We start from the raw sequence: 22,427 nt of genomic DNA on the forward strand, positions 1-22,427 counted from the left end.
TGGGAGCTTAACCGAATCTTGTGCAGGTGAGGAAGTAGCTTATGCTGGAGCGGCTGGTTGCAATCTAAAAATTTGCACGTGCAGCGGGATTGAGAAAATTCTGCTCGAATTTAAGCCAATTGCAGAACACCCCGGCCGGTCTGGGCCGGGGTGGAAGGATGACCTTCGTCTCAGATTTGCCGCTCGACCATCTTGAGCTTGAGCTCGGCGATGGCTTCGGCCGGGTTGAGGCCCTTCGGGCAGGCCTTGGCGCAGTTCATGATGGTATGGCAGCGGTAGAGCCGGAACGGATCCTCGAGATTGTCGAGCCGCTCGCCGGTGGCTTCATCGCGCGAATCGGAGACCCAGCGGTTGGCCTGGAGCAGCGCGGCGGGCCCGAGATAGCGCTCGCTGTTCCACCAATAGCTCGGGCAGGAGGTCGAGCAGCAGGCGCAGAGGATGCACTCATAGAGGCCGTCGAGCTTTTCGCGATCCTCGTGGCTCTGGCGCCATTCCTTCTGCGGCGTCGGCGAGGTCGTCTTCAGCCAGGGCTCGACCGAGGCGTACTGCGCGTAGAAATTGGTGAGGTCGGGGACGAGGTCCTTCACCACGGGCTGGTGCGGCAGCGGGTTGATCTTGACCGCGCCTTCCTTGACGTCGTGCATCGAGCGGGTGCAGGCCAGCGTGTTCTGGCCGTCGATGTTCATGGCGCAGGAGCCGCAGACGCCTTCACGGCAGGAGCGGCGGAAGGTGAGCGACGGGTCGATGTGGTTCTTGATCCAGATCAGGCCATCGAGCACCATCGGACCGCAATCATTGGTGTCGACGTAATAGGTGTCGACGCTCGGATTTTTGCCGTCATCAGGATTCCAGCGATAGACCTTGAACTCGCGGAGCTCGGTCGCGCCCGCGGGTTTCGGCCAGGTCTTGCCGCCAGTGATCTTGGAGTTCTTCGGAAGTGCGAATTCAACCATTGCTCTAACCTTTCGTCATTCCGGGATGGTCCGAAGGACCAGACCCGGAATCTCGAGATTCCGGATTCGATGCTGCGCATCGCTCCGGAATGACGGCTACTGTTCGCTCAATACACGCGCGCCTTCGGCGGGATGTACTGTACGTCGTTGGTCATGGTGTAGTCGTGAACCGGGCGGTACTCGATCTTGACCTTGCCGGCATCGTCCAGCCAGGCCAGCGTGTGCTTCATCCAGTTCTTGTCGTCGCGTTCGGAGAAGTCCTCGCGGGCATGGGCGCCGCGGCTCTCGGTGCGGTTGGCGGCCGAGTTCATCGTCACCACGGCCTGCGAGATCAGATTATCGAACTCCAGCGTCTCGACGAGGTCCGAATTCCACACCAGCGAGCGATCGGACACGGCGATGTCGGTGATGCCGCTGTGGACCTTCGCGATGAGGTTCTGGCCTTCGTTCAGCACTTCGCCGGTGCGGAACACCGCGCAATTGTTCTGCATCACGTGCTGCATGCCCTCGCGCAGCTTCGCGGTCGGGGTGCCGCCGGAAGCGTAGCGGTAATGGTCGAGACGGCTGACCGCCATCTCGGCCGAGTTCGCCGGCAATTCGGGCTGCTTGGCATTGGGCGTGAGCTTCTCGGCCAGGCGGAGCGCTGCGGCACGGCCGAACACGACGAGGTCGATCAGCGAGTTGGAGCCGAGGCGGTTGGCGCCGTGCACGGAGACGCAGGCGGCCTCGCCGATCGCCATCAGGCCGGGGATCACCGCGTTGTCGTCGCCGTCCTTCTTGGTCAGCACTTCGCCGTGATAGTTGGTGGGGATGCCGCCCATATTGTAGTGCACGGTCGGCACGATCGGGATCGGCTCGCGCGTCACGTCGACATTGGCGAAGATTTTTGCGGATTCGGAGATGCCCGGCAGGCGCTCGGAGAGCACCGCGGGATCGAGATGGTCGAGGTGAAGGAAGATGTGGTCCTTCTTCTTGCCGACGCCGCGGCCTTCGCGGATCTCGATGGTCATCGCGCGCGAAACGACGTCGCGCGAGGCGAGGTCCTTGGCCGACGGCGCGTAACGCTCCATGAAGCGCTCGCCCTCGGAATTGACGAGATAACCGCCTTCGCCGCGGGCGCCCTCGGTGACGAGACAGCCCGAGCCGTAGATGCCGGTCGGGTGGAACTGGACGAACTCCATGTCCTGGAGCGGCAGGCCGGCGCGCAGCACCATGCCGCCGCCGTCGCCGGTGCAGGTGTGGGCCGAGGTGCAGGAGGCGTAGGCGCGGCCGTAGCCGCCGGTGGCGAGAATCACGGTCTGGGCACGGAAGCGATGCAGCGTTCCGTCATCGAGCTTGAGCGCGATGACGCCGCGGCAGGTGCCCTGGTCGTCCATGATCAGGTCGATGGCGAAGAACTCAATGAAGAACTCGGCCGCGTGACGCAGCGACTGGCCATACATCGTGTGCAGCATGGCGTGGCCGGTGCGGTCGGCGGCGGCGCAGGTGCGCTGCGCCTGACCCTTGCCGTAGTCCATGGTCATGCCGCCGAACGGACGCTGATAGATCTTGCCGTCCTCGGTGCGCGAGAACGGCACGCCCCAATGCTCGAGCTCGTAGACCGCGTCGGGCGCGTTGCGCACCATGTATTCGATCGCGTCCTGGTCGCCCAGCCAGTCCGACCCTTTCACGGTATCGTACATATGCCAGCGCCAGTCGTCCTTGTGCATGTTGCCGAGCGAAGCAGAGATGCCGCCCTGCGCCGCGACCGTGTGCGAGCGGGTCGGAAACACCTTGGTGATGCAGGCGGTGCGGAGGCCCGCCTCGCTGCAGCCGACCACCGCGCGCAGGCCCGCGCCGCCGGCGCCGACTACGACGACGTCATAGGTGTGATCTTCGATCGGGTAGGCTTTGCCGTTGGTGGCGGGAGCGCCGTTGCCCTTGCCATTCGTCTCGTTGGCCATGGGTTACACTCCGGATGACAGTTGGAGAATCGCGTAGATCGAGGCGAGCGCGACCGCGATCGAGAAGAAGTTGTTGAGTATGATCGCGGTGAGCTTCAGCTTCTCGTTGTGGACGTAGTCCTCGATCACGACCTGCATGCCGATCTTCATGTGCCAGGCGCTGGCGATGATGAAGAGCACCATGATGATGGCGACCGGCAGCGAGCCGAGGATCTGCTTGGCGCCGGCCTGGTTGCGGCCGAGCAGCATCATGATGATCACCAGCACCGGGATCATCAGCAGCGTCATCGCCACCCCCGTGAGGCGCTGCCGCCAGAAATCGGATGTGCCGGAATGCGCCGCGCCGAGATTGCGGACGCGGCCGAGCGGGGTGCGCATGCTGCGCTTGGGCGTATCGGTCGCGCTCATCGTCCGCCTCCGATTGCATAGGCGATGATCCAGATCAGCACCGTCAGGGCGATGCCGCCGATCGCTGCGCCCCAGGTCAGGGCCTCGCGCTCATTGGCCTTGAAGCCGTAGCCGAGGTCCCAGACGAAGTGCCGAATGCCGCTCAACATATGGTGCATCAGCGCCCAGGTGTAGCCGAACACGATCAGTCGGCCGATGATGCTGCCGGTGAAGGCCTGGACATGGGCATAGGCGGCGGGGCCGGAGGCCGCCGCGATCAGCCACCAGGCGAGCAGCAGGGTTCCGACGTAAAGGGCGATACCGGTGGCGCGGTGGACGATGGATAGGGCCATCGTCAGCGTCCAGCGGTAGACTTGCATGTGTGGTGAAAGCGGTCGTTCGATCCGTGCGGTCATGGGCTTTGATGTTGTATGGCGGCCCTTGAGGGCGCGCGCGGGGATCGCGAGAGGTCGGCTCTATTTACGGAGTCGATTCCGCCTGCGCAATCACCAAATCGCCATAAATCGAACGAGGGTTCAGCTCTACAGCCTTGATGAAACAAGACCAATCAGGGGCTTGGTATACCAGAGCCTCTGTCCGCCAACAAAGAACCGAACATTCATTCATGTCTTTCCAAAGCGCCGAGGCGCGTTGAAATTGCTATTGGAACACCTCCAAACGGACCATGCCGTCTAACCCAGCCGGAGCTCCAGCCAAAACGCCGGCAGCGCGCCTCGGCCGGGCGCCAATCTGCTGAGCTTTGATCGCATTCGGGTCTGGTCCGGATATGCGCACCCTGCATTCCACCCCAGCCGGCCGACGTTGCGTGTCGACCGTGGGAATCAGATCGCCTAAACCACCGCAGATGGCTCTCCGAACGTGCGTGGCGGAGAAGTTGCGACCAAGTCGCCGGGGGCAAGTCAGGGGTGGTTGCAGGTCTTGATATCAAGGAGATCGTCGAGCTCGCGCTGCTGCTGATCGCAACCGGCGCGCTCTCGGGATTTCTGGCCGGCGTGTTCGGCATCGGCGGCGGCGCGATCCTCGTGCCGGTGTTCTACGAATGCTTCCGCATCGCCGGTGTGCCGCTGGAGGTGCGGATGCCGCTGTGCGTCGGCACCTCGCTCGCGGTGATCATCCCGACCTCGATCCGATCGTTCCAGGCGCACTACAAGCGCGGTGCGGTCGACATGGCGATCCTGCGCGTCTGGTGGGTGCCGATCCTGATCGGCGTCATCGCCGGCAGCGTGGTCGCGCGCGTCGCGCCGGAGCGGCTGTTCAAGATCGTGTTCGTCGGCGTCGCCTGGTCGGCGGCGGCCCGTCTCGTCTTCGCGCGCGAAGGCTGGAAGTTCGGCGACGACCTGCCGAAGGGGCCATTGATGCGCGTCTACGGCTTCTGCGTCGGCATTCTCTCGACGCTGATGGGCATCGGCGGCGGTCTGTTCTCGAACCTCCTGATGACCTTCTACAGCCGTCCCATTCATCAGGCGGTGGCGACCTCGTCGGCGCTCGCGGTGCTGATTTCGATTCCCGGCGCGCTCGGCTATGCCTACGCTGGCTGGCCCGCCGCGGCGAGCTATCCGACCGTCGCCGCGCTGCAGGTGCCGTTCGCGCTCGGCTACGTCTCGCTGATCGGCGCCGTGCTGGTGATGCCGATGAGCCTCGTCACCGCGCCGCTGGGTGTGAAGGCCGCGCACGCGATGTCGAAGCGCATGCTGGAAGTCGCGTTCGGCTGCTATCTGTTCATTGTGGGTAGCAGGTTCGTGCTGAGCTTGCTGGGCGGGCAGTAGCCGCCGTACCCACCGTCGTTGCGAGCGCAGCGAAGCAATCCAGAATCCTTCCGCAGAGGCAGCCTGGATTGCTTCGTCGCAAGAGCTCCTCGCAATGACGAGACGAGAGGGCGCTCCTTATTTCTTCGCGTAAATATCCTTGTACGTCTCGCGCAAAATGTTCTTTTGCACCTTGCCCATGGTGTTGCGCGGCAGCTCGTCGACCACGAAGACGCGCTTGGGCATCTTGAACTTGGCGAGGCGGCCGTCGAGCGCCTTGAGCACCGAGGCTTCGCTGACATCGGCGCCCTTGTTGCAGACCAGCACCGCCGTGACGCCCTCGCCGAAATCGGCATGCGGCACGCCGATCACGGCCGATTCGACCACGCCGGGCATGGCGTCGATCTCGCTCTCGATCTCCTTGGGGTACACGTTGAAGCCGCCGGAGATCACGAGATCCTTGCCGCGGCCGAGGATGTGCACGTAACCCTTCGCATCGACCTTGCCGAGGTCGCCGGTGATGAAGAACCCGTCGGGCCGGAATTCGGCCTTGGTCTTCTCCGGCATCCGCCAGTAGCCCTTGAATACGTTCGGGCCCTTCACCTCGATCATGCCGATCTCTTCGCGCGGCAGCTCTTTGCCCGTCTCGGGATCGGTCACACGCAGGGAGACACCGGGCAGCGGGAACCCGACCGCGCCGGGCACGCGCTCACCGTCATAGGGGTTCGACGTGTTCATGTTGGTCTCGGTCATGCCGTAGCGCTCGAGCACGGCATGGCCCGTGCGCGCCGACCATTCGCGATGGGTCTCGGCCAGCAGCGGCGCCGAGCCCGAGATGAACAGCCGCATGTGTTTCGTGGTCTCGCGCGACAGCGCGGGATTTTGCAGCAGGCGCGTATAGAAGGTCGGCACGCCCATCAGCACCGTCGCGCGCGCCATCAGCTTGATGATCAAATCAGGGTCGAGCTTCGGCAGGAAGATCATCGAGGCGCGGGCGAACAGCGTCACATTGGTCGCCACGAACAGGCCGTGCGTATGGTAGATCGGCAGCGCGTGGATCAAGACGTCCTTGTCGGTGAAGCGCCAGTAGTCGACGAGCGAGAGCGAGTTCGACGCCAGATTATCGTGGGTCAGCATCGCGCCCTTGGAGCGGCCGGTTGTGCCTGACGTGTAGAGAATCGCGGCGAGATCGTCGCTCGCGCGCGGCACCGTCGTGAATTCGCTGCCTGCCTTGTCGGCGGCCTCCGTCAGCGAGCCCTTGCCGTCAGGCCCGAGCGTCTCGACCTTGGCCTTCACCTTGGCGGCGATCGGGCCGAGCCCTTCCGCCCTGGAGGGATCGCAGACCACCAGCGACGGTTCGGCATCGCCGATGAAGTAGTCGAGCTCGTTCAGCGTGTAGGCCGTGTTGAGCGGCAGATAGACTGCACCGGCGCGCACCGTGCCGAGATACAGCACGATGTTGGCCACGGATTTCTCCACCTGCACCGCGACGCGATCGCCGGGCTTCACGCCGCGGGCGACCAGCACGTTCGCCATTTGCCCGGCGCGCGCGATCAGGTCGCCATAGCTGATATGGGCGCCGTCATGCGTCTCGATCGCAAGGCGTTTCGGATCGTCCAGGCCGTCGAACAGGCGGGAAAACAGGTTGGCGTTGGCAGCTTGGTTCATGCAACATTCCTCGCCGGCGGAGGCCGGTCAAAAATCGAGAGCTGGATTAGCAAAAACCGCCCCGATGAAGCAACGGAGACGGTTTGCATGTCAAAAAACGGGAAACGCGTGGCCTGGGTCACCGGAGGCGGCAGCGGGATCGGGGAGGCCGGCGCCGAGGCGCTCGCGGCTGACGGCTGGACGGTGGTGGTGTCCGGGCGACGCAAGGACGCCCTGGGTACCGTAGTTGCCAAGATCAGTAACTCGGGCGGAGCGGCTGAGGCCATTGCACTCGACGTGTCCGACGCCGTGGAGGCCCAGAAGGCAGCCGATCAGATCGTCGCCAGGCACGGCCGCATCGACCTGCTCGTCAACAATGCCGGCATCAATGTTCCCAAGCGCAGCTGGAAGGACATGGAACTGGAGGGCTGGGACAAGCTGGTCCAGGTCAATCTCAACGGCGTGCTCTATTGCATGCGCGCGGTGCTGCCGACGATGCGCAAGCAGCAGGACGGCTCGATCATCAACGTCTCGTCCTGGGCCGGCCGCAACGTCTCCAAGATGCCGGGCCCGGCCTACACCACGACCAAGCACGCGGTGCTGGCGCTGACCCATTCCTTCAACATGGACGAATGCGTCAATGGGCTTCGCGCCTGCTGCCTGATGCCGGGTGAGGTGGCGACGCCGATCCTGAAGCTGCGCCCGGTGGTGCCAAGCGAGGAAGAGCAGGCCAGGATGCTGCAACCGGAAGACCTCGGCCGCACCATCGCCTTCATCGCCTCGATGCCGCCGCGCGTCTGCATCAACGAGCTCCTGATCAGCCCCACGCACAATCGCGGCTTCATCCAGACGCCGAACAACAGGGATTAGCCAAGGTCGCGCGACCTGCGAGCGAAGCGAAGCAAATCCAGGCATAGATCCGCGGAGACAGTCTGGATTGCTTCGCCGCTTCGCTCCTCGCAATGACGGCTGAGCCACCACACGAACATCTCCCCACATAGTTTCACGCATCACAAAGAATTTTTCCTCGAAACCGTATCGCAGACCCTCCCGTAGTTCGGTCCAACGACGGCACTGCTGCATCACTTCACACGGCCGCAGCCGCCGTTGTTGCCCAACTCAAACACCGGCCATCGCCGGCCTCTATTCAATCGGGAGACTTTCCATGTCGAAGCGCATTGCCTATCTCGCTGCCGCAGCCATCAGCGCCATCGCCGTCACCGCGACCGTCGTCGCGCCGGTGCGCGCCGAGGAGAAGACCGTCATGATCGGTGGCGCCGCGATGTTCCCGTCCAAGAACATCGTGCAGAACGCAGTCAACTCCAAGGACCACACCACGCTGGTGGCGGCGGTGAAGGCGGCGGGCCTGGTGCCGACGCTGGAAAGCAAGGGACCATTCACGGTGTTCGCGCCGACCAACGCCGCCTTCGGCAAGCTGCCGGCCGGCACCGTCGACAATCTGGTCAAGCCCGAGAACAAGGCGACGCTGACCAAGATCCTCACCTACCACGTCGTGCCCGGCAAGCTCGAGGCCTCCGACCTCACCGACGGCAAGAAGCTGAAGACCGCGGAGGGCGAGGAACTGACGGTCAAGAAGATGGACGGCAAGACCTGGATCGTCGATGCCAAGGGCGGCACCTCCATGGTGACGATCTCCAACGTCAACCAGTCGAACGGCGTCATCCATGTGATCGACACCGTGCTGATGCCGGCAACGTAACACCGCGCGTCCCTGTTTCATCCCCCGAACAGGACGCTTTGAGACGGCGAGCCGGGGGTGCCCGGCTCGCTTTTTTGTGACCGCCATAGCCTCGCGGCATCGATTCCATGACGCGAGAGGCGTAACGAAAGCGGACGCAGCGGCGTATAATTATCGTTAGACGATCGCCAGGACGGAACCATCATGTCGAGCCTCACAGTCACTGACGAGCAGGTCAGCGCCACCCCGGCCAAAGTGATCCAGCCGGCCTGGGTCCGGGTCATGCACTGGATCAATGCCCTCGCCATGATCCTGATGATCCTGTCGGGCTGGCAGATCTACAATGCCTCGCCGCTGTTCGGCTTCAGCTTCCCGCGCGAGTACACGCTCGGTGGCTGGCTCGGCGGCGGCCTGCTCTGGCATTTTGCGGCGATGTGGCTGTTGATGATCAACGGCCTTGCTTATCTCATCACCGGTTTCGCCACCGGGCGCTTCCGGAAAAAACTGCTGCCGATCACGCCATCCGGCGTGCTTCACGACGTCAGGGCGGCCCTGATCTTCAAGCTCGGTCATGACGATCTCACCGTCTACAATTACGTGCAGCGCCTGCTCTATGCCGGCATCATCGTGGTCGGCGTGCTGATCGTGCTCTCCGGCCTCGGCATGTGGAAGCCGGTGCAGCTGTATTACCTCGTGATGCTGTTCGGCGACTATCCGACCGCGCGCTATGTGCATTTCTTCTGCATGGCCGCGATCTGCGCGTTCCTCGTCATCCACGTCCTGCTCGCGCTGCTGGTGCCGAAGAGCCTGCGCGCGATGATCATCGGGCGCTGATTAGGAGAGTTGTGATGGCCAAACGTTCATTCCTGATCCCCGGCGTCGACAAGCGGCTCCTGATCAAGGACTCCCTCAAGACGATGCCGGATCTCACCCGCCGCCGCTTCATCGCGGGCGGCGCCAGCCTCGGCGCGCTGACGCTGCTCACCGGCTGCGACGTCGTCGACTCCTCCTCGGCCGAGGAGATGCTGAAGCAGGTGTCGAAGTTCAACGACGCCGTGCAGTCCTTCATTTTCAATCCCGATGCGTTGGCGCCGACCTTCCCGGAGAGCGCGATCACGAAGCCGTTCCCGTTCAACGCCTATTACGATCTCGACGATGCCCCGGATGTCGACGGCAAGGACTGGAAGCTCGAAGTGCGCGGTCTCGTCGACAACAAGAAGTCCTGGACGCTGGACGAGCTCTATCAATTGCCGCAGGTCACCCAGATCACCCGCCACATCTGCGTCGAGGGCTGGAGCGCGATCGGCAGCTGGACCGGCACGCCCTTGCGCGATTTCCTCAAGCTGATCGGCGCGGACACGCGCGCGAAATATGTCTGGTTCCAGTGTGCCGACAAGGACGGCTACAACTCGCCGCTCGACATGCGCAGCGCGCTGCATCCGCAGACGCAGATGACGTTCAAATACGCGAACGAGATTTTGCCCCGCGCCTACGGCTTCCCGATGAAGATCCGCGTGCCGACAAAGCTCGGCTTCAAGAACCCGAAATACGTGGTCTCGATGGAAGTCACCAACGACTACAAAGGCGGTTACTGGGAAGACCAGGGGTACAATTCGTTCAGCGGGAGCTAGCTCCGCTGCAGGGTGGGCAAAGCGCAAGCGTGCCCACCATTCCATCCATGATGAAGGAGATGGTGGGCACGGCGCTTCGCGCCTTTGCTCGCCCTACGGCACCGATTGCCTGGCCGGCCCCACCTTCCGCTGGCACAGCGCCGCCACCGCCCCGAGCGCCAGCAGTGCGGCCGAGACGTTCAGCGCGTAGCTCAAGCTCCCCAGCGCATCCGTGACCGCACCCACCACGATCGGGCCGAGCGTCTGGCCGACGCCGAACGAGATCGTCATCGCTGCGATCGCGGTCGGCCACACCTCGGGCGGATAGTTGAAGCGGACGAAGGCGGTGGTTGAGCCGACCACGGCGAAGAAGGCGACGCCGAACACGACCGCCGAGATCGCGAGCCAGGCCGGCGAATGCCCGAGCATCGGCAGGGCGGCCCCCAACGCGTTGGTGCCGAGGATGATCGCGGTGGCGAGCCCGCCGCGGTCGAGCGCCAGCACACCGCGCCAGGCCCAGGGGGTGACGAAGGCGGACAGACCAATCAGGCTCCAGAACGCCGCCTGCGCCGCGGCGCCGCCGCCGCCGTCGCGCACATAAGCGATCATGAAGGTCATGTAGGCGATATAACCCGCGCCGAACAGGAAGTAGCCGGCGAGATAGATCAGCACCGGCAGGATCGCGAACGATGCGTGACTGCCTTCCGAGAAACGCGCGCCGCTTTCGATGCGGATCAGGAACAGCGGGATCGTCATCGCGACGGACAGCAGCGTCAGCGCCCACCAGACGATCCACCACGAGCCGGGTCCGAAATATTGCAGCGTGAACGGGGCGATCAACCCGGATGATAGAATGCCGATGCCCGGCCCGGCGTAGAACAGGCTGAGCAGGAAATTGGCGCGCGCGGGCTGCGACTGCGCAATGGTCGCGGCCAGCGCGCCGCCGGCGACGAAGCCCGCCGCTGCGCCCAGGCCCAGCACGAGGCGCGCCAGGCTCAACGCGACGAAATTGCCTGATAGCGCGCAGGTCGCGAGCGCGGCGACACAGGCCAGGGTTCCGCCGCGGATTGCGGCTGACCAGCCGACGCGCTGGATCAGCCGGGACGCGACAAGCGCGCCCACGAGGTAGCCGACGGCGTTGATGGTGTTCATGAAACCGGCCGCCGAGTAGGACCAGCCAAGGTCCTCCCGCATGTCGGGCAGCACCAGCGCATAGGCGAAGCGGCCGATGCCGAGCCCGACCGTTGCCGCCAGCGACAGGGTCAGGATCAGCCGCGCAGGATGCGGGTTCGGGGGACGGTCAGGGGCGTGCAAGGGGTACTCCGGCAACCCGCACTGTGGCAGGCCCTGCCGGTCTTGCACAGCCGCGGCGCGGCAATGGTGTCTTGCCAAGCGCGCAACGCCGCTCTAGCACTCCGGCCGAAATTCACGAGATGCCGTCATGCCCGGCCTTGTGCCGGGCATCCACGTTCTTCGCCCCGCAAGCCAAGGACGTGGATGGCCGGAACATAGGCGAGCGGAAGCGACGCCGTCCTTTGGCCGGCTATGCCCGGCCATGACGCAACGGAGGTAGAACGACCATGGCGACCCACAAATTGCTGCTGCTCCCCGGCGACGGTATCGGCCCCGAGGTGATGGGCGAGGTGAAGCGGCTGATCGATTGGCTCAATTCGGCCGGGATCGCCAAGTTCGAGACCGACACCGGCCTCGTCGGCGGCTCGGCCTATGATGCCCACAAGGTCTCGATCTCCGAGGGCGACATGGCCAAGGCCAAGGACGCCGACGCCGTGATCTTCGGCGCAGTCGGCGGCCCGAAATGGGATGCGGTGCCTTACGAGGTGCGCCCCGAAGCTGGTCTCTTGCGCCTGCGCAAGGATCTTGCCCTGTTCGCGAACCTCCGCCCGGCCGTGTGCTACCCGGCGCTGGCCGATGCCTCCAGCCTGAAGCGCGAGGCGGTCGAGGGCCTCGACATCGTCATCGTGCGCGAGCTCACCGGAGGCGTCTATTTCGGCGAGCCCAAGACCATCACCGATCTCGGCAACGGCCAGAAGCGCGCGATCGATACCCAGGTCTACGACACCTATGAGATCGAGCGCATCGGCCGCGTCGCCTTCGAGCTTGCCAGGAAGCGCAAGAACAAGGTGACGTCCATGGAGAAGCGCAACGTCATGAAATCGGGCGTGCTCTGGAACGAGGTCATGACTCAGGTCCACAAGCGCGAATACCCCGACGTCACGCTCGAGCACCAGCTTGCTGACTCCGGCGGCATGATGCTGGTGAAGTGGCCGAAGCAGTTCGACGTCATCGTCACTGACAACCTGTTCGGCGACATGCTGTCCGACATCGCAGCGATGCTGACGGGATCGCTCGGCATGCTGCCCTCGGCCTCGCTCGGCGAGGTCGACGTCAAGAGCAAGAAGCGCAAGGCGCTGTACGAGCCCGTGCACGGCTCGGCGCCCGATATCGCCGGCAAGGGCCTCGCCAATCCCATTGCGATGATCTCGTCCTTCGGCATGGCGCTGCGCTATTCCTTCGACATGGGCGATCTCGCTGACAAGGTCGACGCCGCGATCGCCGCGGTGCTGGCCAGCGGCCTGCGTACCGCCGACATCAAGTCGGAAGGCACCACGGCGGCCTCGACCACGCAGATGGGCGAAGCGATTTTGAAGGAATTGCAGAAGCTGCACGCGTAGCCAAAAGCACGGCTTTCGTAGGGTGGGTTAGCCGTGCGAAATGCGCTTCGCGCAGTCGCAGGGCTAACCCACCCTACGCACCTGCTATCGGAGCTCCCTCATGGATGCCTCACCCCGCCCCAAGATCGCGGAAACCACCATCCATGAAACGGTGCGCCAGCGCGAGGCGCAGATCGGGCGGCGCTGCGAGATCCTCAGCCATACCCGGATCGAATATGCCTCGCTTGGCGACTACTCCTATCTCGGCGAGAACTGCGACGTCGCCGATGCGACAATCGGCAAGTTCACGGCCATCGCCAATGCGGTGCGGATCGGCGCGCCGAACCATCCGATGGGCCGGCCGTCCCAGCATCGCTTCACCTATTGCCCTGAATATTACGAGGCGTCGGCGACGCGCGACCGCGACTTCTTCGCAGGCCGCCGCGGCGATCGCGTCATCGTCGGCAATGACGTCTGGATCGGCCACGCCGCCATCTTGCTGCCGGGTGTGAGCGTCGGTGACGGCGCGGTGATTGCCGCAGGCGCGGTCGTCAGCCGTGATGTCGAGCCCTACACCATCGTCGGCGGCGTTCCCGCACGGCCCATCCGCAAACGCTTTCCGGATGCCGTTGCGGCAAGCCTGCGCCGCATCGCCTGGTGGGATTGGCCGGATGCGCTCATCTTCGAGCGTCTCGCCGATTTTCGCTCCGAGGCGATCGAAGAATTTTGCCGGCGCTATGATCCGGCAGCGAACGCATAGTCTCAGCCGTCATTGCGCGGAGCGAAGCGACGAAGCAATCCAGAATCGTTCCGCGGAAAGATTCTGGATTTGCTTCGCTGCGCTCGCAATGACGATGGAGAGGCAGGAGTGCCCTACGGCATCGCGCAAAAACAAAATCGGCCGGGCGCGAGCCCGGCCATTTTGATTCGGAAAGATCAGCCCGCTCAGTACAGCGGGAAATTCTGCGGATAGCCGCCGACATCCTGCGGGGGCGAGAGCGGCTGACGGTCGATCGGGCGGTTGAGGTTCTCGCGCGCGAAGGACGGATAGCCCACTGCCGGCGGGAAGGCGTAGTCGGTGAACTTGCGGTCGCCCGGATTGACCTCGGTGCCGCCGTCGAGCCAGGAGCGCTTGCTCACATAGATGCGAGTGCGGCCTTGCTGATAGACCGCGTTGGGGCCGCTCGGGCCATAGTAGGGGCGGCCGCGCTCGTCATAGCGCTTGGTCCTGGTGTCGGCGGAGGCTGGCGTCGCGACGGACATGGCAATCACGGCGCCTGCCGCAAGCCAGGTCGCCAATTTGTTCGCCGCAGAAAATTTCGAGCTCATCACGTCCCCTTCAGGCGGCAAGCCGCCAGTCGATTTCACCCCATACTAGCGCGCCCGGGGTGACCGCAACTAGGTCTATTGGGTCACACCAACGCGGAATAATCGTGCGCGCCGGCAAAAGTTGCATGCAAACCAGCCACTTGAGCTTGATGCCGGTCAAAGCGTCCCGCGCAATTGCGCATTGGCGGCGCCGAGCAGCCAGTCCGGTGAGCCCCGCGAATCGCACGAGCGGCGCTTGAGCTCGGCATGGGCGAACATTTCCGCCAGCTTTGGCTCGTTGCCCGAGGTCAGCAGCGTCAGCCGGTTCAGCGTGCAGGCGATCGCCGCGCGCGTCGCGGGAAGGCTGTCGCCCTGGCAGGAGAAGCCGGAGATCTGCAAGCCCGGCTCCTCGCTGCGCTTGAGGTAGCCGAGGCAGCCCTGCGCACCCTCGATCGTGCCGGTTGGCCGGAACAGCGCGACGGGGCCGAATTTGGTGTCGATCAGGCCGGCCTGCTCGAGCGGGGTGACCGTCCCCAACCCCATCTGGGCGGCCAGACCCGCGGCCGCCGGCCGTGTCACGTCGAATTCGGCGCCTTGGCGGTAGATTTCGAGCTCGGCTACAGGCTTGTCCGCCGCGTCGGTCCAGCGCAGCACGTCCCTGCGGCCGCCTTCGGGATGCCTGAGGATGGTGTAAGATGCTGTTTTATCTGATGAATCGAATCGGCTGACGGCGAAGGCCGGATGCGAGCGGTCGGCCACGCTCCAGCCTGGCTTGTCCGCCGGCTCATCGTCGCGCAAGTCAGGCAGCTGGCCGAGCGCTGCGACGGCGAGGATGGCAAGCAGGGCGAGCGCCCCTACATAGGCGATCAGGCGCGCCAGCGTGCCGACGACCTCGTCGGCAACGGCCAGGAGCGCCAGCTGGATCTGGGTAGGGCTAACGGCCGTGCTGGCCTCAGGCGACTGCATCCACGGCCTTCAGGCATGGTCCCACGTTGTCTTGAGGCCGGTTCTCGCATAGAAGCGCTGCTCTTCCTGTTTAAGCGTCAGCTTCAGGAACGGGCTTTTTCATCGGAGAGTGAACGATGGGTTACAAAGTCGCAGTCGTCGGCGCGACCGGCAATGTCGGTCGGGAAATGCTCAACATCCTCGATGAGCGCAAATTCCCCGCGGACGAGGTCGTGGCCCTGGCGTCGCGCCGCAGCGTCGGCGTCGAGGTCTCCTATGGCGACCGCACCCTCAAGGTCAAAGCGCTCGAGCATTACGACTTCTCCGACGTCGACATCTGCCTGATGTCGGCGGGCGGCGCGGTGTCGAAGGAATGGTCGCCGCAGATCGGCGCCGCCGGCGCCGTCGTGATCGACAATTCCTCGGCCTGGCGCATGGACCCGGACGTGCCGCTGATCGTGCCGGAAGTGAACGCAGGCGCGACCGAAGGTTTCAAGAAGAAGAACATCATCGCCAACCCGAACTGCTCGACCGCGCAGCTCGTGGTCGCGCTGAAGCCGCTGCACGACAAGGCGACGATCAAGCGCGTCGTGGTCTCGACCTATCAATCGGTGTCGGGCGCCGGCAAGGACGCGATGGACGAACTGTTCTCGCAGACCAAGGCCGTCTACACCAATGACGAGCTGGTCGCGAAGAAATTCCCCAAGCGCATCGCCTTCAACGTCATCCCCCACATCGACGTCTTCATGGAAGACGGCTACACCAAGGAAGAGTGGAAGATGATGGCGGAGACCAAGAAGATCCTTGATCCCAAGATCAAGCTCTCGGCGACCTGCGTGCGCGTGCCTGTCTTCGTCGGCCACTCCGAGGCCGTCAACATCGAGTTCGAGAATCCGATCAGCGCGGACGAAGCCCGCGAGATCCTGCGCAAGGCGCCCGGCTGCCTCGTCATCGACAAGCAGGAGCCCGGCGGCTACGCGACCCCATACGAAGCCGCCGGCGAGGACGCCACCTATATCAGCCGCATCCGCGAGGATGCGACGGTGGAGAACGGTCTCGCGTTCTGGTGCGTGTCCGACAATCTGCGCAAGGGCGCCGCGCTCAATGCGATCCAGATCGCGGAAGTCCTGATCAACCGCAAGCTGATCAGCGCGAAGAAGAAGGCGGCGTAAGGGAGACGTGGTTACGGGGACCCGGAGTTACGCCTTCGCGCCTCGATTGGTCCCGGGAGTATTGGTCCCCGGATTTGCGCTCCGCTTCGCTGCGCTTGTCCGGGACGACGATCTCGTTTGATGCGGCAGTATACGAAGCCGCTCAAGCCTCGCCGCGCGCGCTCTTGAATTCCTTGCTTGCCTTGTCCAGCACGAACAAAGTCCCCTCCGCGACGCCGAAATAGGCGCCGTGGGTCTGCATCTGGCCGCTCTCGACGGCCTTGCGCACGAACGGGAAGGTCATCAGGTTCTCCAGGCTGCGGAACACCGCGGCCTTCTCGATGCGCTCGACGAACTGCGCCATGGTCTCGTGCTCGCGCTGCTCGACCACTTCGCCGGGCTTGATGAACATCTGCATCCATTTGCCGATGAAGTCACCGGGCGTCAGCGGCTCGATCTTGTCGACGAAGGCGCGGATGCCGCCGCATTGCGCGTGGCCGAGCACCACGATGTGCTTCACCTTCAGCACCGTCACCGCATATTCCAGCGCCGCCGAGACACCATGCGCGCTCTCGTCGGGCTGATAGGTCGGCACCAGATTGGCGATGTTGCGGACGACGAACAATTCGCCGGGGCCGACGTCGAAGATCACCTCGGGCGAGACGCGGCTGTCGCAGCAGCCGATCACCATCACTTCCGGCGACTGTCCTTTCACCGACAGCTCGCGGTAGCGGCTCTGCTCGGCAGGCAGCCGCTGGGTGGCGAAGGCCTTGTAGCCTTCCAGCAAATGCTTCGGGAATGTCGTCATGGCCTATGCCTAACCATAGAGCCCGGGACCGAACAAGCCTTTCGAATAGGCATGCCAAGTGCTACGGCTCAGGTCAGAAGACAGACGAGGAAACCGGAAGGAACGATCGCATGACCCGCCCGCGCCGCAGCCATTTGTTCATGCCCGGATCCAACCCCCGCGCGCTGGAAAAGGCACGGAATCTGGCCGCCGACGGCCTGATCCTCGATCTGGAAGACTCGGTCGCCCCCGAAGCCAAGGCGATGGCCCGCGACGGGATCGCCGCTGCGATTTCGGCCAAGGGGTTCGGCAAGCGCGAGATCCTGATCCGGACCAACGGTCTGGACACGGCCTGGTGGGCCGATGACGTCGCGATGGCCGCCAAGGCATCGCCCGACGGCATCCTGGTTCCAAAAGTTTCAAGCATCGAAGATCTCAATGCGATCGGCCGTAAGCTGGCCGAGCTTGGCGCCGCGCCGACCGTGAAAGTCTGGGCCATGATCGAGACCGCGCGCGCGGTGCTCCATGCCGAGGAGCTGTCCGCCGCCGGCCGCGATCCATCGACCCGCCTCTCCGGTTTCGTGTTCGGCCCGAACGACATCTCGCGCGAGACGCGGATCCGGATGCTGCCGGGCCGCGCCGCGATGATCCCGATGATCACCCACTGCATCCTGGCGGCGCGCGCCCATGGCCTCGAAATCCTCGACGGCCCCTACAGCGACATCGCCAATTCCGACGGTTTCGCCACCGAATGCGCGCAAGGCCGCGACCTCGGCTTCGACGGCAAGACGCTGATCCATCCCTCACAGATCGACGCCTGCAACGCGATCTTCACCCCGCCTGAAGAAGAAGTCGCGCGCGCCCGAAAGATCATTGCGGCGTTCGAATTGCCGGAGAATGCTTCGCGCGGCGCGATCCGTCTCGACGGCGCCATGGTGGAGCGCCTGCACGCCGACATGGCCCGCCGCACGATCGAGATCGCGGATGCGATTGCGGCGATGGGGAAGTCCTGAGCACGCACGATCTCGGCGCGGCACGAGATCGGCACGGCCGAGCGACTCCAGCGTCGCGGCATTCGCGCAATAACCGTCAGGATGAGGACGGAGTGTGCGGCAACGGTTTCTACAGGCTCCTATGCCCGTTAGCCTCATCCTGAGGAGACCGCTGGAAGCGGTCGTCTCGAAGGACGAGGCGTTTGCTCGGAAGGCTCCATAAGCCTGCGAGCTGCAGCGCATCTCTTGCGCGACAGTTAGCTAAACCGCTCCGCCGCCCACGCATACAGGCTGCCGGGAATCGGCTTCTCGCCGCCGCGGCCCTTGGGGGAGATGTGCAGGCCGATGATCTCGGGATTGGTGACGAGGCCGAGATAGCTCGAGGGGTCGAAGAACAATTTTGGCTCGGCATGCACGGCGTAGAACGACTGTTTTGGCAACGCGTTCTGCAATTCACCGGTGCGGCGCGCGAGCGCGGTGAGCGCCGCAGGCCCGTAGATCGCGACGCGAATGTCCGAGAGCCGGTTCGAGCCGCCGCGCAGGCGGCGCATCATGAAGGTGATGCGGTGGCGCACCGAGAGCCAGTTCGGCGTCAGCTCCTCCTGCTCCATCAGCTCTTCGAAGGCGGCGACGATGCCGTGCTCGGGCGGAAGATAGAGCACGGAATTGCCGAGCTGGCGCGGCCGCTCCCAGGCGAAATAGGGTTTTGCCGGATCGATCTCGACGGGCTTCAAGAGCAGCACGTCGGCGTCGAGCCAGAGGCCGAGGCCCTTCGCCATCAGCTTCATGCGGAAGAAGTCGCTGAACTGCAGCGTGGTCCAGTCACGCCAGCTGCCGTCGGGCTGCGGCGGCCGCAACCGCTCGGAGAATGCGTGCGGCAGGATCGCCTCGGCCTCGGCGTTGGCAATGCCGGCGGGCAGGCCGGGAATGGTGTCGAAGCTGTAGACCGTGACCTTGTGGCCGGCAGCGAGCTGCGAGCGCAGACAGGTCTGGCGCAGCGCATCCATCGGGCCATGCCAGAAGGTGACGATCTCGGGGAGCATGCGCGAGCCATACGGATAAGCAGGGCAAAGAAAAAGCCCCGGCGCTGACAGCACCGGGGCTCGAACGAAAATCCGAGATCAGGCCCAGGCGCGCTCGCGCTTGAGTTTCTCTTCATAGGAATCGATCGAGGCCTTCTTCTCCATGGTGAGGCCGATGTCGTCGAGACCGTTGATGAGACAGTGCTTGCGGAACGGATCGATCTCGAACTTGACCTTGCCGCCGTCGGGGCCGCGGATCTCCTGGTTCGGCAGGTCGATCGTCAGCGTCGCGTTGGCGCCGCGCTCGGCGTCGTCGAACAGCTTGTCGAGATCTTCCTGCGAGACGCGGATCGGCAGAATGCCGTTCTTGAAGCAGTTGTTGTAGAAGATGTCGCCGAACGAGGTCGAGATCACGCAGCGGATGCCGAAGTCGAGCAGCGCCCAGGGCGCGTGCTCGCGGCTCGAGCCGCAGCCGAAATTGTCGCCGGCGACCAGCACCTTCGCGTTGCGATAGGCGGGCTGGTTGAGAACGAAATCCGGGTTCTCGCTGCCGTCGTCCTTGTAGCGCTGCTCGGAGAAGAGCCCCTTGCCAAGGCCGGTGCGCTTGATGGTCTTGAGGTACTGCTTCGGAATGATCATGTCGGTATCGACATTGACGATCTTCAGCGGCGCCGCGACGCCTTCCAGCGTGGTGAACTTGTCCATGGTTGCGCTTTCCCGCACGTGGTTCAGGGAGCCGGTATTTATCGCGATCGGGGGCCGAATCCTAGGCCGAATTGGGCAGGTCTGCCTTACCTCTCCTGCTTGCGGGGTATGAGGCTGGACTGGTGCGGCGTCGGGATTTCACCTCTCCCTTGGGATTTCACCTCTCCCCGCCGGGGAGAGGTGAAGAAGCTCCGCTCTACTCCGCCTTGGCCTCAATCGCGGCCATATCGTCGTCCGAAAGGCCGAAATGGTGGCCGATCTCATGGATCAGGACGTGGCGGACGATATGGCCGAGGCTTTCGTCGTGCTCGGCCCAATAATCCAGGATCGGCCGGCGGTAGAGCCACACCATGTTGGGCAGCCGCGCCACGTCGCCAAAGCTCTGATGCGGCAGGCCGACGCCCTGGAACAGGCCGAGCAGGTCGAACTCGCTCTCGCAGTCCATTTCGTCCAGGACCTCCTCGGTCGGGAAGTCGTCGACGCGGACAATCACGCCCTCGCAGAGCTTGCGAAATTCCACCGGCAGGCGCTCGAACACATCGTGAGCCATCGCTTCCATCTCGGCCAGCGACGGCGCTTTCAATTCCGTCCACATGGACCCCTTCTTACCGCGGGTTCCGCGGCGATGCATCTGGCTTTATAAGCGCGGCGAGGTTGACGGGCGCGACCAAAACGGGGAGCGTGGGCCTTGAATGGGACGTTTCAGGTGGGCGGAAAAATGCGAGCGAAAACAGCGCTGACTCTACTGTGCATGGGGTTGTTTTCGCAGTTTTGCGTTGGCGCGGAAGCGCAGACCGCCGACCCCGAGATTCGCTTCGCCCAGGCGGTTCCGCCTGACGACATACCCCCGCTGCGCAAGCGGCCCCCGGCGCGCTTGCGCGTCACGCCCTATTACATTACAGCCCGGATGGCGTCTATCCGCGCTACAATCCCGGCCCCGACGCGGTCCGCGTCTGCAACGCGACCTATGTGCAGGAGTACCGGCCGAGCGGCACGGTGATCGTGCCGCGCGTGAGCTGCTACTGGCGCCGGGGCTGACCAGTTCAATGCCCGCGCCAGCCAACAGCGCCGTGGCCTCGTGAGGGTCGTGATGGCGCGATGGATTGGATTGGCTATTGCCGTGGCGCTCGCTGCCGGCGTGCCTCGCGCTTCCGCGGCGCAAAGGGCGACGATACCGGAGGCGTCGGCGGGGATCGCGGTTTTCGATGTCCGGCGACACGCGCGAGCCCGTGACATTGCGCGGCCTGCTGCGCGCCACGATCCACGCTACTACGCGCGGCCCGTCTACTATCGTCCTTATCCTTACCGCGTGCCGGTACCTTTCGTGTTCGGCTACGGGCCGTTCTGGACGCGCTAAAGCATGATCCGGAAAAGTGCGAAGCGGTTGTCCGGAAAGATCATGCGTAAACAACAAGCTGAAGCGCGATGACGATTCATCCAAATCTCATCGCACTTTAGCCCGCGGGGTCGAATCCCCTGACCAGCAGCACGGTCGCCTGTGCGCCGGCTTTGCGATCACGCGAGATCTCTTCGTACTCGGGCGAGTTCGAGAAGGCGAGGAATGCGGCCTCGTCGGCAAACGACATCATGACAAGCTTGTCATGCGGCCACGCGCCCTCGAGTACGCGCGGATGTTCGTCGGCGGCGAGCAGGCGCCCGTTGTACTTTCTGAACACGTCGAAGAACCGCGCCTGATAGCGGTCATAAGCTGCGCGGTCCGTCATCTTCAATTGCGCAATGGCGTAGACAGTCATTTGCAAAATTCCTTCCGTCGCGGCACTGCGTCGCATCGCCGAGGCCCAGTGTCGTTCATTCATGGCGCGTTCACATCGCCGTCCGCAATTTAATCTTGGGAGCGACCGTAATTGAACAGCGATGGCACGGCCGAGACGTCGCGTCGCAGCTCTGCTGTCCAGATTCAGGGAGGGTTCCATGCTGAGGATGTTGGGTCGTCGGGCTCGCCCGATGCGCGTGCTCGGGATCGCGGCCGCCGCGACGCTGATGCTGTCGGCCGGCACCGCGCGTCGCGCTGAAGCACTCACCTTGATCAATCCGGCGACGTCACCCGCGACGAAGGCCGCGACCGACGATCTCGTCACGCAGATACGTCACGGCGGCGGCGGACATGGCGGTGGCGGTCATTTCCACGGCGGTGGTGGCTTCCGCGGCGGTGGCGGACATTTCGGCGGCTTCCGCGGTGGCGGCTTCCATGGCGGCGGCTTCCGCGCTGCGCCGGCCTTTCACGGCGGCGGCATTCGTTACGGCGGATTTCGCCACTATGGCGGCTATCATCGTTACGGGATCTATCGTCCCCATTACGGCTATCGTCACTTCCACCGGCGCTATTATGTCGGGGGCTACTATCCCTACTATCACTATCCGCGTCGCTGCCGGATCATCTGGACCTATTACGGCCCGCGCCGCGTCTGCCGCTGGCCCCGCTGGCACTATCCGTACCGGTATTATTGGTGAGGTGATTTAGCACCGTCATTCCGGGATGGCGGCGCAAGCGCCAGACCTGGAATCTCGAGATTCTCGGGTGCGCAATAGCGCACCCTGGTTCGATGCTTCGCATCGCCCGGAATGACCGTGGATAATGGCGGCGCTTTAACTCAGAGCCAATCCTTCAGCTTCCAAGACGAAGCCTTCCACCGCATCAGATTCTCGAGCTTCCACTGCCGAAACATCGCCGGCGGCCAGCGGCTGAGCTTTGACGTCTCCTCCACCTCCGGCTTGGCAACGACGCGCAGCGGCGCCGCACGCCGGCGGTGCTGGCGCGTCGCTTCGCTGATCAGGTCGACATATTCAGGCTTGTTGGCCATGGCTTGCGTCCTCGCGAG

25 protein-coding genes and 1 pseudogene are annotated in these 22,427 nt (G+C 64.0%); 12 read left to right on the top strand and 14 right to left on the bottom strand.

The window, feature by feature from the left end; translation table 11 throughout:
* Nucleotides 1-170: 170 nt before the first annotated feature.
* From BRAD3257_RS01540 to sdhC, 4 genes are all read right to left on the bottom strand, one after another.
* Complete coding sequence (locus BRAD3257_RS01540) at nucleotides 171-953, bottom strand: succinate dehydrogenase iron-sulfur subunit (RefSeq protein ID WP_122400354.1); 783 nt, start codon at nucleotides 951-953, stop codon at nucleotides 171-173.
* 107 nt (nucleotides 954-1,060) lie between these two features.
* Nucleotides 1,061-2,896 (bottom strand): succinate dehydrogenase flavoprotein subunit, encoded by a 1,836-nt coding sequence (gene sdhA / locus BRAD3257_RS01545; protein WP_122400355.1) that lies wholly within the window; start codon nucleotides 2,894-2,896, stop codon nucleotides 1,061-1,063.
* A gap of 3 nt (nucleotides 2,897-2,899) precedes the next feature.
* The gene (sdhD, locus tag BRAD3257_RS01550; protein ID WP_122400356.1) at nucleotides 2,900-3,304 is read right to left on the bottom strand and encodes a succinate dehydrogenase, hydrophobic membrane anchor protein; all 405 of its coding nucleotides are present in this window, start codon (nucleotides 3,302-3,304) and stop codon (nucleotides 2,900-2,902) included.
* The gene (sdhC, locus tag BRAD3257_RS01555; protein ID WP_027561807.1) at nucleotides 3,301-3,699 is read right to left on the bottom strand and encodes a succinate dehydrogenase, cytochrome b556 subunit; all 399 of its coding nucleotides are present in this window, start codon (nucleotides 3,697-3,699) and stop codon (nucleotides 3,301-3,303) included. Before sdhC ends, sdhD begins: the two co-directional genes overlap by 4 nt.
* A 510-nt stretch (nucleotides 3,700-4,209) precedes the next feature.
* Between sdhC and BRAD3257_RS01560 the strand changes: the two genes are divergently transcribed.
* On the top strand, nucleotides 4,210-5,070 hold the full coding sequence (locus BRAD3257_RS01560) for a sulfite exporter TauE/SafE family protein (RefSeq protein ID WP_122400357.1): 861 nt from the start codon (nucleotides 4,210-4,212) through the stop codon (nucleotides 5,068-5,070).
* A gap of 117 nt (nucleotides 5,071-5,187) precedes the next feature.
* On the opposite strand, the gene BRAD3257_RS01565 is transcribed toward BRAD3257_RS01560, so the two are convergent.
* Complete coding sequence (locus BRAD3257_RS01565; RefSeq protein ID WP_122400358.1) at nucleotides 5,188-6,717, bottom strand: malonate--CoA ligase; 1,530 nt, start codon at nucleotides 6,715-6,717, stop codon at nucleotides 5,188-5,190.
* A gap of 87 nt (nucleotides 6,718-6,804) precedes the next feature.
* Here BRAD3257_RS01565 and BRAD3257_RS01570 point away from each other — a divergent pair, with 87 nt between their 5' ends.
* The 4 genes from BRAD3257_RS01570 to BRAD3257_RS01585 all read left to right on the top strand — a co-directional run bounded on the left by BRAD3257_RS01570 (nucleotide 6,805) and on the right by BRAD3257_RS01585 (nucleotide 10,026).
* The gene (locus tag BRAD3257_RS01570; protein WP_122400359.1) at nucleotides 6,805-7,566 is read left to right on the top strand and encodes an SDR family oxidoreductase; all 762 of its coding nucleotides are present in this window, start codon (nucleotides 6,805-6,807) and stop codon (nucleotides 7,564-7,566) included.
* Between the two features lie 295 nt (nucleotides 7,567-7,861).
* Nucleotides 7,862-8,416, top strand: a complete 555-nt coding sequence (locus BRAD3257_RS01575; RefSeq protein WP_122400360.1) for a fasciclin domain-containing protein — start codon at nucleotides 7,862-7,864, stop codon at nucleotides 8,414-8,416.
* A gap of 183 nt (nucleotides 8,417-8,599) precedes the next feature.
* Nucleotides 8,600-9,229 (top strand): cytochrome b/b6 domain-containing protein, encoded by a 630-nt coding sequence (locus BRAD3257_RS01580; RefSeq protein ID WP_122400361.1) that lies wholly within the window; start codon nucleotides 8,600-8,602, stop codon nucleotides 9,227-9,229.
* A gap of 14 nt (nucleotides 9,230-9,243) precedes the next feature.
* Nucleotides 9,244-10,026 carry a molybdopterin-binding protein gene (locus BRAD3257_RS01585; RefSeq protein WP_122400362.1) on the top strand — a complete coding sequence of 261 codons (783 nt, stop codon included), beginning with the start codon at nucleotides 9,244-9,246 and terminating at the stop codon, nucleotides 10,024-10,026.
* A 93-nt stretch (nucleotides 10,027-10,119) separates the two neighbouring features.
* Here the strand turns inward: BRAD3257_RS01585 and BRAD3257_RS01590 are convergent, their stop codons facing one another.
* On the bottom strand, nucleotides 10,120-11,319 hold the full coding sequence (locus BRAD3257_RS01590) for a YbfB/YjiJ family MFS transporter (protein ID WP_122400363.1): 1,200 nt from the start codon (nucleotides 11,317-11,319) through the stop codon (nucleotides 10,120-10,122).
* 266 nt (nucleotides 11,320-11,585) lie between these two features.
* On the opposite strand from BRAD3257_RS01590, the gene leuB reads away from it, so the two are divergent.
* Both leuB and BRAD3257_RS01600 read left to right on the top strand, forming a co-directional pair.
* Nucleotides 11,586-12,698, top strand: a complete 1,113-nt coding sequence (leuB, locus tag BRAD3257_RS01595) for a 3-isopropylmalate dehydrogenase (RefSeq protein ID WP_122400364.1) — start codon at nucleotides 11,586-11,588, stop codon at nucleotides 12,696-12,698.
* Nucleotides 12,699-12,798: 100 nt separating this feature from the next.
* On the top strand, nucleotides 12,799-13,437 hold the full coding sequence (locus tag BRAD3257_RS01600; RefSeq protein WP_122400365.1) for a DapH/DapD/GlmU-related protein: 639 nt from the start codon (nucleotides 12,799-12,801) through the stop codon (nucleotides 13,435-13,437).
* A gap of 185 nt (nucleotides 13,438-13,622) precedes the next feature.
* Here the strand turns inward: BRAD3257_RS01600 and BRAD3257_RS01605 are convergent, their stop codons facing one another.
* Together BRAD3257_RS01605 and BRAD3257_RS01610 are read right to left on the bottom strand one after the other, a co-directional pair.
* Nucleotides 13,623-14,006 (bottom strand): hypothetical protein, encoded by a 384-nt coding sequence (locus BRAD3257_RS01605; protein ID WP_122400366.1) that lies wholly within the window; start codon nucleotides 14,004-14,006, stop codon nucleotides 13,623-13,625.
* A 156-nt stretch (nucleotides 14,007-14,162) separates the two neighbouring features.
* Nucleotides 14,163-14,951: a hypothetical protein gene (locus BRAD3257_RS01610; RefSeq protein WP_122400367.1), complete on the bottom strand. Its 789-nt coding sequence runs from the start codon at nucleotides 14,949-14,951 to the stop codon at nucleotides 14,163-14,165.
* Nucleotides 14,952-15,067: 116 nt separating this feature from the next.
* Between BRAD3257_RS01610 and BRAD3257_RS01615 the strand changes: the two genes are divergently transcribed.
* Nucleotides 15,068-16,102, top strand: coding sequence for an aspartate-semialdehyde dehydrogenase (locus BRAD3257_RS01615; protein ID WP_122400368.1), 1,035 nt, complete (start codon nucleotides 15,068-15,070; stop codon nucleotides 16,100-16,102).
* A 142-nt stretch (nucleotides 16,103-16,244) separates the two neighbouring features.
* Here the strand turns inward: BRAD3257_RS01615 and BRAD3257_RS01620 are convergent, their stop codons facing one another.
* Nucleotides 16,245-16,889: a carbonic anhydrase gene (locus BRAD3257_RS01620; RefSeq protein ID WP_122400369.1), complete on the bottom strand. Its 645-nt coding sequence runs from the start codon at nucleotides 16,887-16,889 to the stop codon at nucleotides 16,245-16,247.
* Between the two features lie 110 nt (nucleotides 16,890-16,999).
* On the opposite strand from BRAD3257_RS01620, the gene BRAD3257_RS01625 reads away from it, so the two are divergent.
* Nucleotides 17,000-17,881 (top strand): HpcH/HpaI aldolase/citrate lyase family protein, encoded by an 882-nt coding sequence (locus BRAD3257_RS01625; RefSeq protein ID WP_122400370.1) that lies wholly within the window; start codon nucleotides 17,000-17,002, stop codon nucleotides 17,879-17,881.
* 236 nt (nucleotides 17,882-18,117) lie between these two features.
* Here BRAD3257_RS01625 and BRAD3257_RS01630 read toward each other — a convergent pair whose 3' ends face one another.
* From BRAD3257_RS01630 to BRAD3257_RS01640, 3 genes are all read right to left on the bottom strand, one after another.
* Nucleotides 18,118-18,903, bottom strand: coding sequence for a glycosyltransferase family 32 protein (locus BRAD3257_RS01630; protein ID WP_122400371.1), 786 nt, complete (start codon nucleotides 18,901-18,903; stop codon nucleotides 18,118-18,120).
* A 78-nt stretch (nucleotides 18,904-18,981) separates the two neighbouring features.
* Nucleotides 18,982-19,587 (bottom strand): 3-isopropylmalate dehydratase small subunit, encoded by a 606-nt coding sequence (gene leuD, locus BRAD3257_RS01635; protein ID WP_122400372.1) that lies wholly within the window; start codon nucleotides 19,585-19,587, stop codon nucleotides 18,982-18,984.
* Between the two features lie 196 nt (nucleotides 19,588-19,783).
* Nucleotides 19,784-20,182 carry a metallopeptidase family protein gene (locus tag BRAD3257_RS01640; RefSeq protein ID WP_122400373.1) on the bottom strand — a complete coding sequence of 133 codons (399 nt, stop codon included), beginning with the start codon at nucleotides 20,180-20,182 and terminating at the stop codon, nucleotides 19,784-19,786.
* A 156-nt stretch (nucleotides 20,183-20,338) separates the two neighbouring features.
* Between BRAD3257_RS01640 and BRAD3257_RS40675 the strand changes: the two are divergent.
* Nucleotides 20,339-20,625: pseudogene (locus BRAD3257_RS40675) on the top strand (hypothetical protein).
* Nucleotides 20,626-20,677: 52 nt separating this feature from the next.
* Entirely contained in the window at nucleotides 20,678-20,944 is a 267-nt protein-coding gene (locus BRAD3257_RS01650; RefSeq protein WP_122400374.1) for a hypothetical protein, read from the top strand.
* 97 nt (nucleotides 20,945-21,041) lie between these two features.
* Here BRAD3257_RS01650 and BRAD3257_RS01655 read toward each other — a convergent pair whose 3' ends face one another.
* Nucleotides 21,042-21,341, bottom strand: coding sequence for a DUF1330 domain-containing protein (locus BRAD3257_RS01655; RefSeq protein ID WP_162500061.1), 300 nt, complete (start codon nucleotides 21,339-21,341; stop codon nucleotides 21,042-21,044).
* A 178-nt stretch (nucleotides 21,342-21,519) separates the two neighbouring features.
* On the opposite strand from BRAD3257_RS01655, the gene BRAD3257_RS01660 reads away from it, so the two are divergent.
* Entirely contained in the window at nucleotides 21,520-22,059 is a 540-nt protein-coding gene (locus BRAD3257_RS01660; RefSeq protein WP_122400376.1) for a hypothetical protein, read from the top strand.
* Between the two features lie 140 nt (nucleotides 22,060-22,199).
* Here the strand turns inward: BRAD3257_RS01660 and BRAD3257_RS01665 are convergent, their stop codons facing one another.
* On the bottom strand, nucleotides 22,200-22,409 hold the full coding sequence (locus tag BRAD3257_RS01665) for a hypothetical protein (protein WP_122400377.1): 210 nt from the start codon (nucleotides 22,407-22,409) through the stop codon (nucleotides 22,200-22,202).
* Nucleotides 22,410-22,427: the final 18 nt, after the last annotated feature.

This window comes from Bradyrhizobium vignae, assembly GCF_900324035.1.
Classification (GTDB): Bacteria; Pseudomonadota; Alphaproteobacteria; order Rhizobiales; family Xanthobacteraceae; genus Bradyrhizobium; species Bradyrhizobium vignae.

Bases quoted from the DNA above. Each gene is read 5' to 3' on its own strand.
- BRAD3257_RS01540 (WP_122400354.1), bottom strand. From the start codon at position 953: ATGGTTGAATTCGCACTTCCGAAGAACTCCAAGATCACTGGCGGCAAG.
- sdhA (WP_122400355.1), bottom strand. From the start codon at position 2,896: ATGGCCAACGAGACGAATGGCAAGGGCAACGGCGCTCCCGCCACCAAC.
- sdhD (WP_122400356.1), bottom strand. From the start codon at position 3,304: ATGAGCGCGACCGATACGCCCAAGCGCAGCATGCGCACCCCGCTCGGC.
- sdhC (WP_027561807.1), bottom strand. From the start codon at position 3,699: ATGACCGCACGGATCGAACGACCGCTTTCACCACACATGCAAGTCTAC.
- BRAD3257_RS01565 (WP_122400358.1), bottom strand. From the start codon at position 6,717: ATGAACCAAGCTGCCAACGCCAACCTGTTTTCCCGCCTGTTCGACGGC.
- BRAD3257_RS01570 (WP_122400359.1), top strand. From the start codon at position 6,805: ATGTCAAAAAACGGGAAACGCGTGGCCTGGGTCACCGGAGGCGGCAGC.
- BRAD3257_RS01575 (WP_122400360.1), top strand. From the start codon at position 7,862: ATGTCGAAGCGCATTGCCTATCTCGCTGCCGCAGCCATCAGCGCCATC.
- BRAD3257_RS01580 (WP_122400361.1), top strand. From the start codon at position 8,600: ATGTCGAGCCTCACAGTCACTGACGAGCAGGTCAGCGCCACCCCGGCC.
- BRAD3257_RS01585 (WP_122400362.1), top strand. From the start codon at position 9,244: ATGGCCAAACGTTCATTCCTGATCCCCGGCGTCGACAAGCGGCTCCTG.
- leuB (WP_122400364.1), top strand. From the start codon at position 11,586: ATGGCGACCCACAAATTGCTGCTGCTCCCCGGCGACGGTATCGGCCCC.
- BRAD3257_RS01600 (WP_122400365.1), top strand. From the start codon at position 12,799: ATGGATGCCTCACCCCGCCCCAAGATCGCGGAAACCACCATCCATGAA.
- BRAD3257_RS01605 (WP_122400366.1), bottom strand. From the start codon at position 14,006: ATGAGCTCGAAATTTTCTGCGGCGAACAAATTGGCGACCTGGCTTGCG.
- BRAD3257_RS01610 (WP_122400367.1), bottom strand. From the start codon at position 14,951: ATGCAGTCGCCTGAGGCCAGCACGGCCGTTAGCCCTACCCAGATCCAG.
- BRAD3257_RS01615 (WP_122400368.1), top strand. From the start codon at position 15,068: ATGGGTTACAAAGTCGCAGTCGTCGGCGCGACCGGCAATGTCGGTCGG.
- BRAD3257_RS01620 (WP_122400369.1), bottom strand. From the start codon at position 16,889: ATGACGACATTCCCGAAGCATTTGCTGGAAGGCTACAAGGCCTTCGCC.
- BRAD3257_RS01625 (WP_122400370.1), top strand. From the start codon at position 17,000: ATGACCCGCCCGCGCCGCAGCCATTTGTTCATGCCCGGATCCAACCCC.
- BRAD3257_RS01630 (WP_122400371.1), bottom strand. From the start codon at position 18,903: ATGCTCCCCGAGATCGTCACCTTCTGGCATGGCCCGATGGATGCGCTG.
- leuD (WP_122400372.1), bottom strand. From the start codon at position 19,587: ATGGACAAGTTCACCACGCTGGAAGGCGTCGCGGCGCCGCTGAAGATC.
- BRAD3257_RS01640 (WP_122400373.1), bottom strand. From the start codon at position 20,182: ATGTGGACGGAATTGAAAGCGCCGTCGCTGGCCGAGATGGAAGCGATG.
- BRAD3257_RS01650 (WP_122400374.1), top strand. From the start codon at position 20,678: ATGGCGCGATGGATTGGATTGGCTATTGCCGTGGCGCTCGCTGCCGGC.
- BRAD3257_RS01655 (WP_162500061.1), bottom strand. From the start codon at position 21,341: ATGACTGTCTACGCCATTGCGCAATTGAAGATGACGGACCGCGCAGCT.
- BRAD3257_RS01660 (WP_122400376.1), top strand. From the start codon at position 21,520: ATGCTGAGGATGTTGGGTCGTCGGGCTCGCCCGATGCGCGTGCTCGGG.
- BRAD3257_RS01665 (WP_122400377.1), bottom strand. From the start codon at position 22,409: ATGGCCAACAAGCCTGAATATGTCGACCTGATCAGCGAAGCGACGCGC.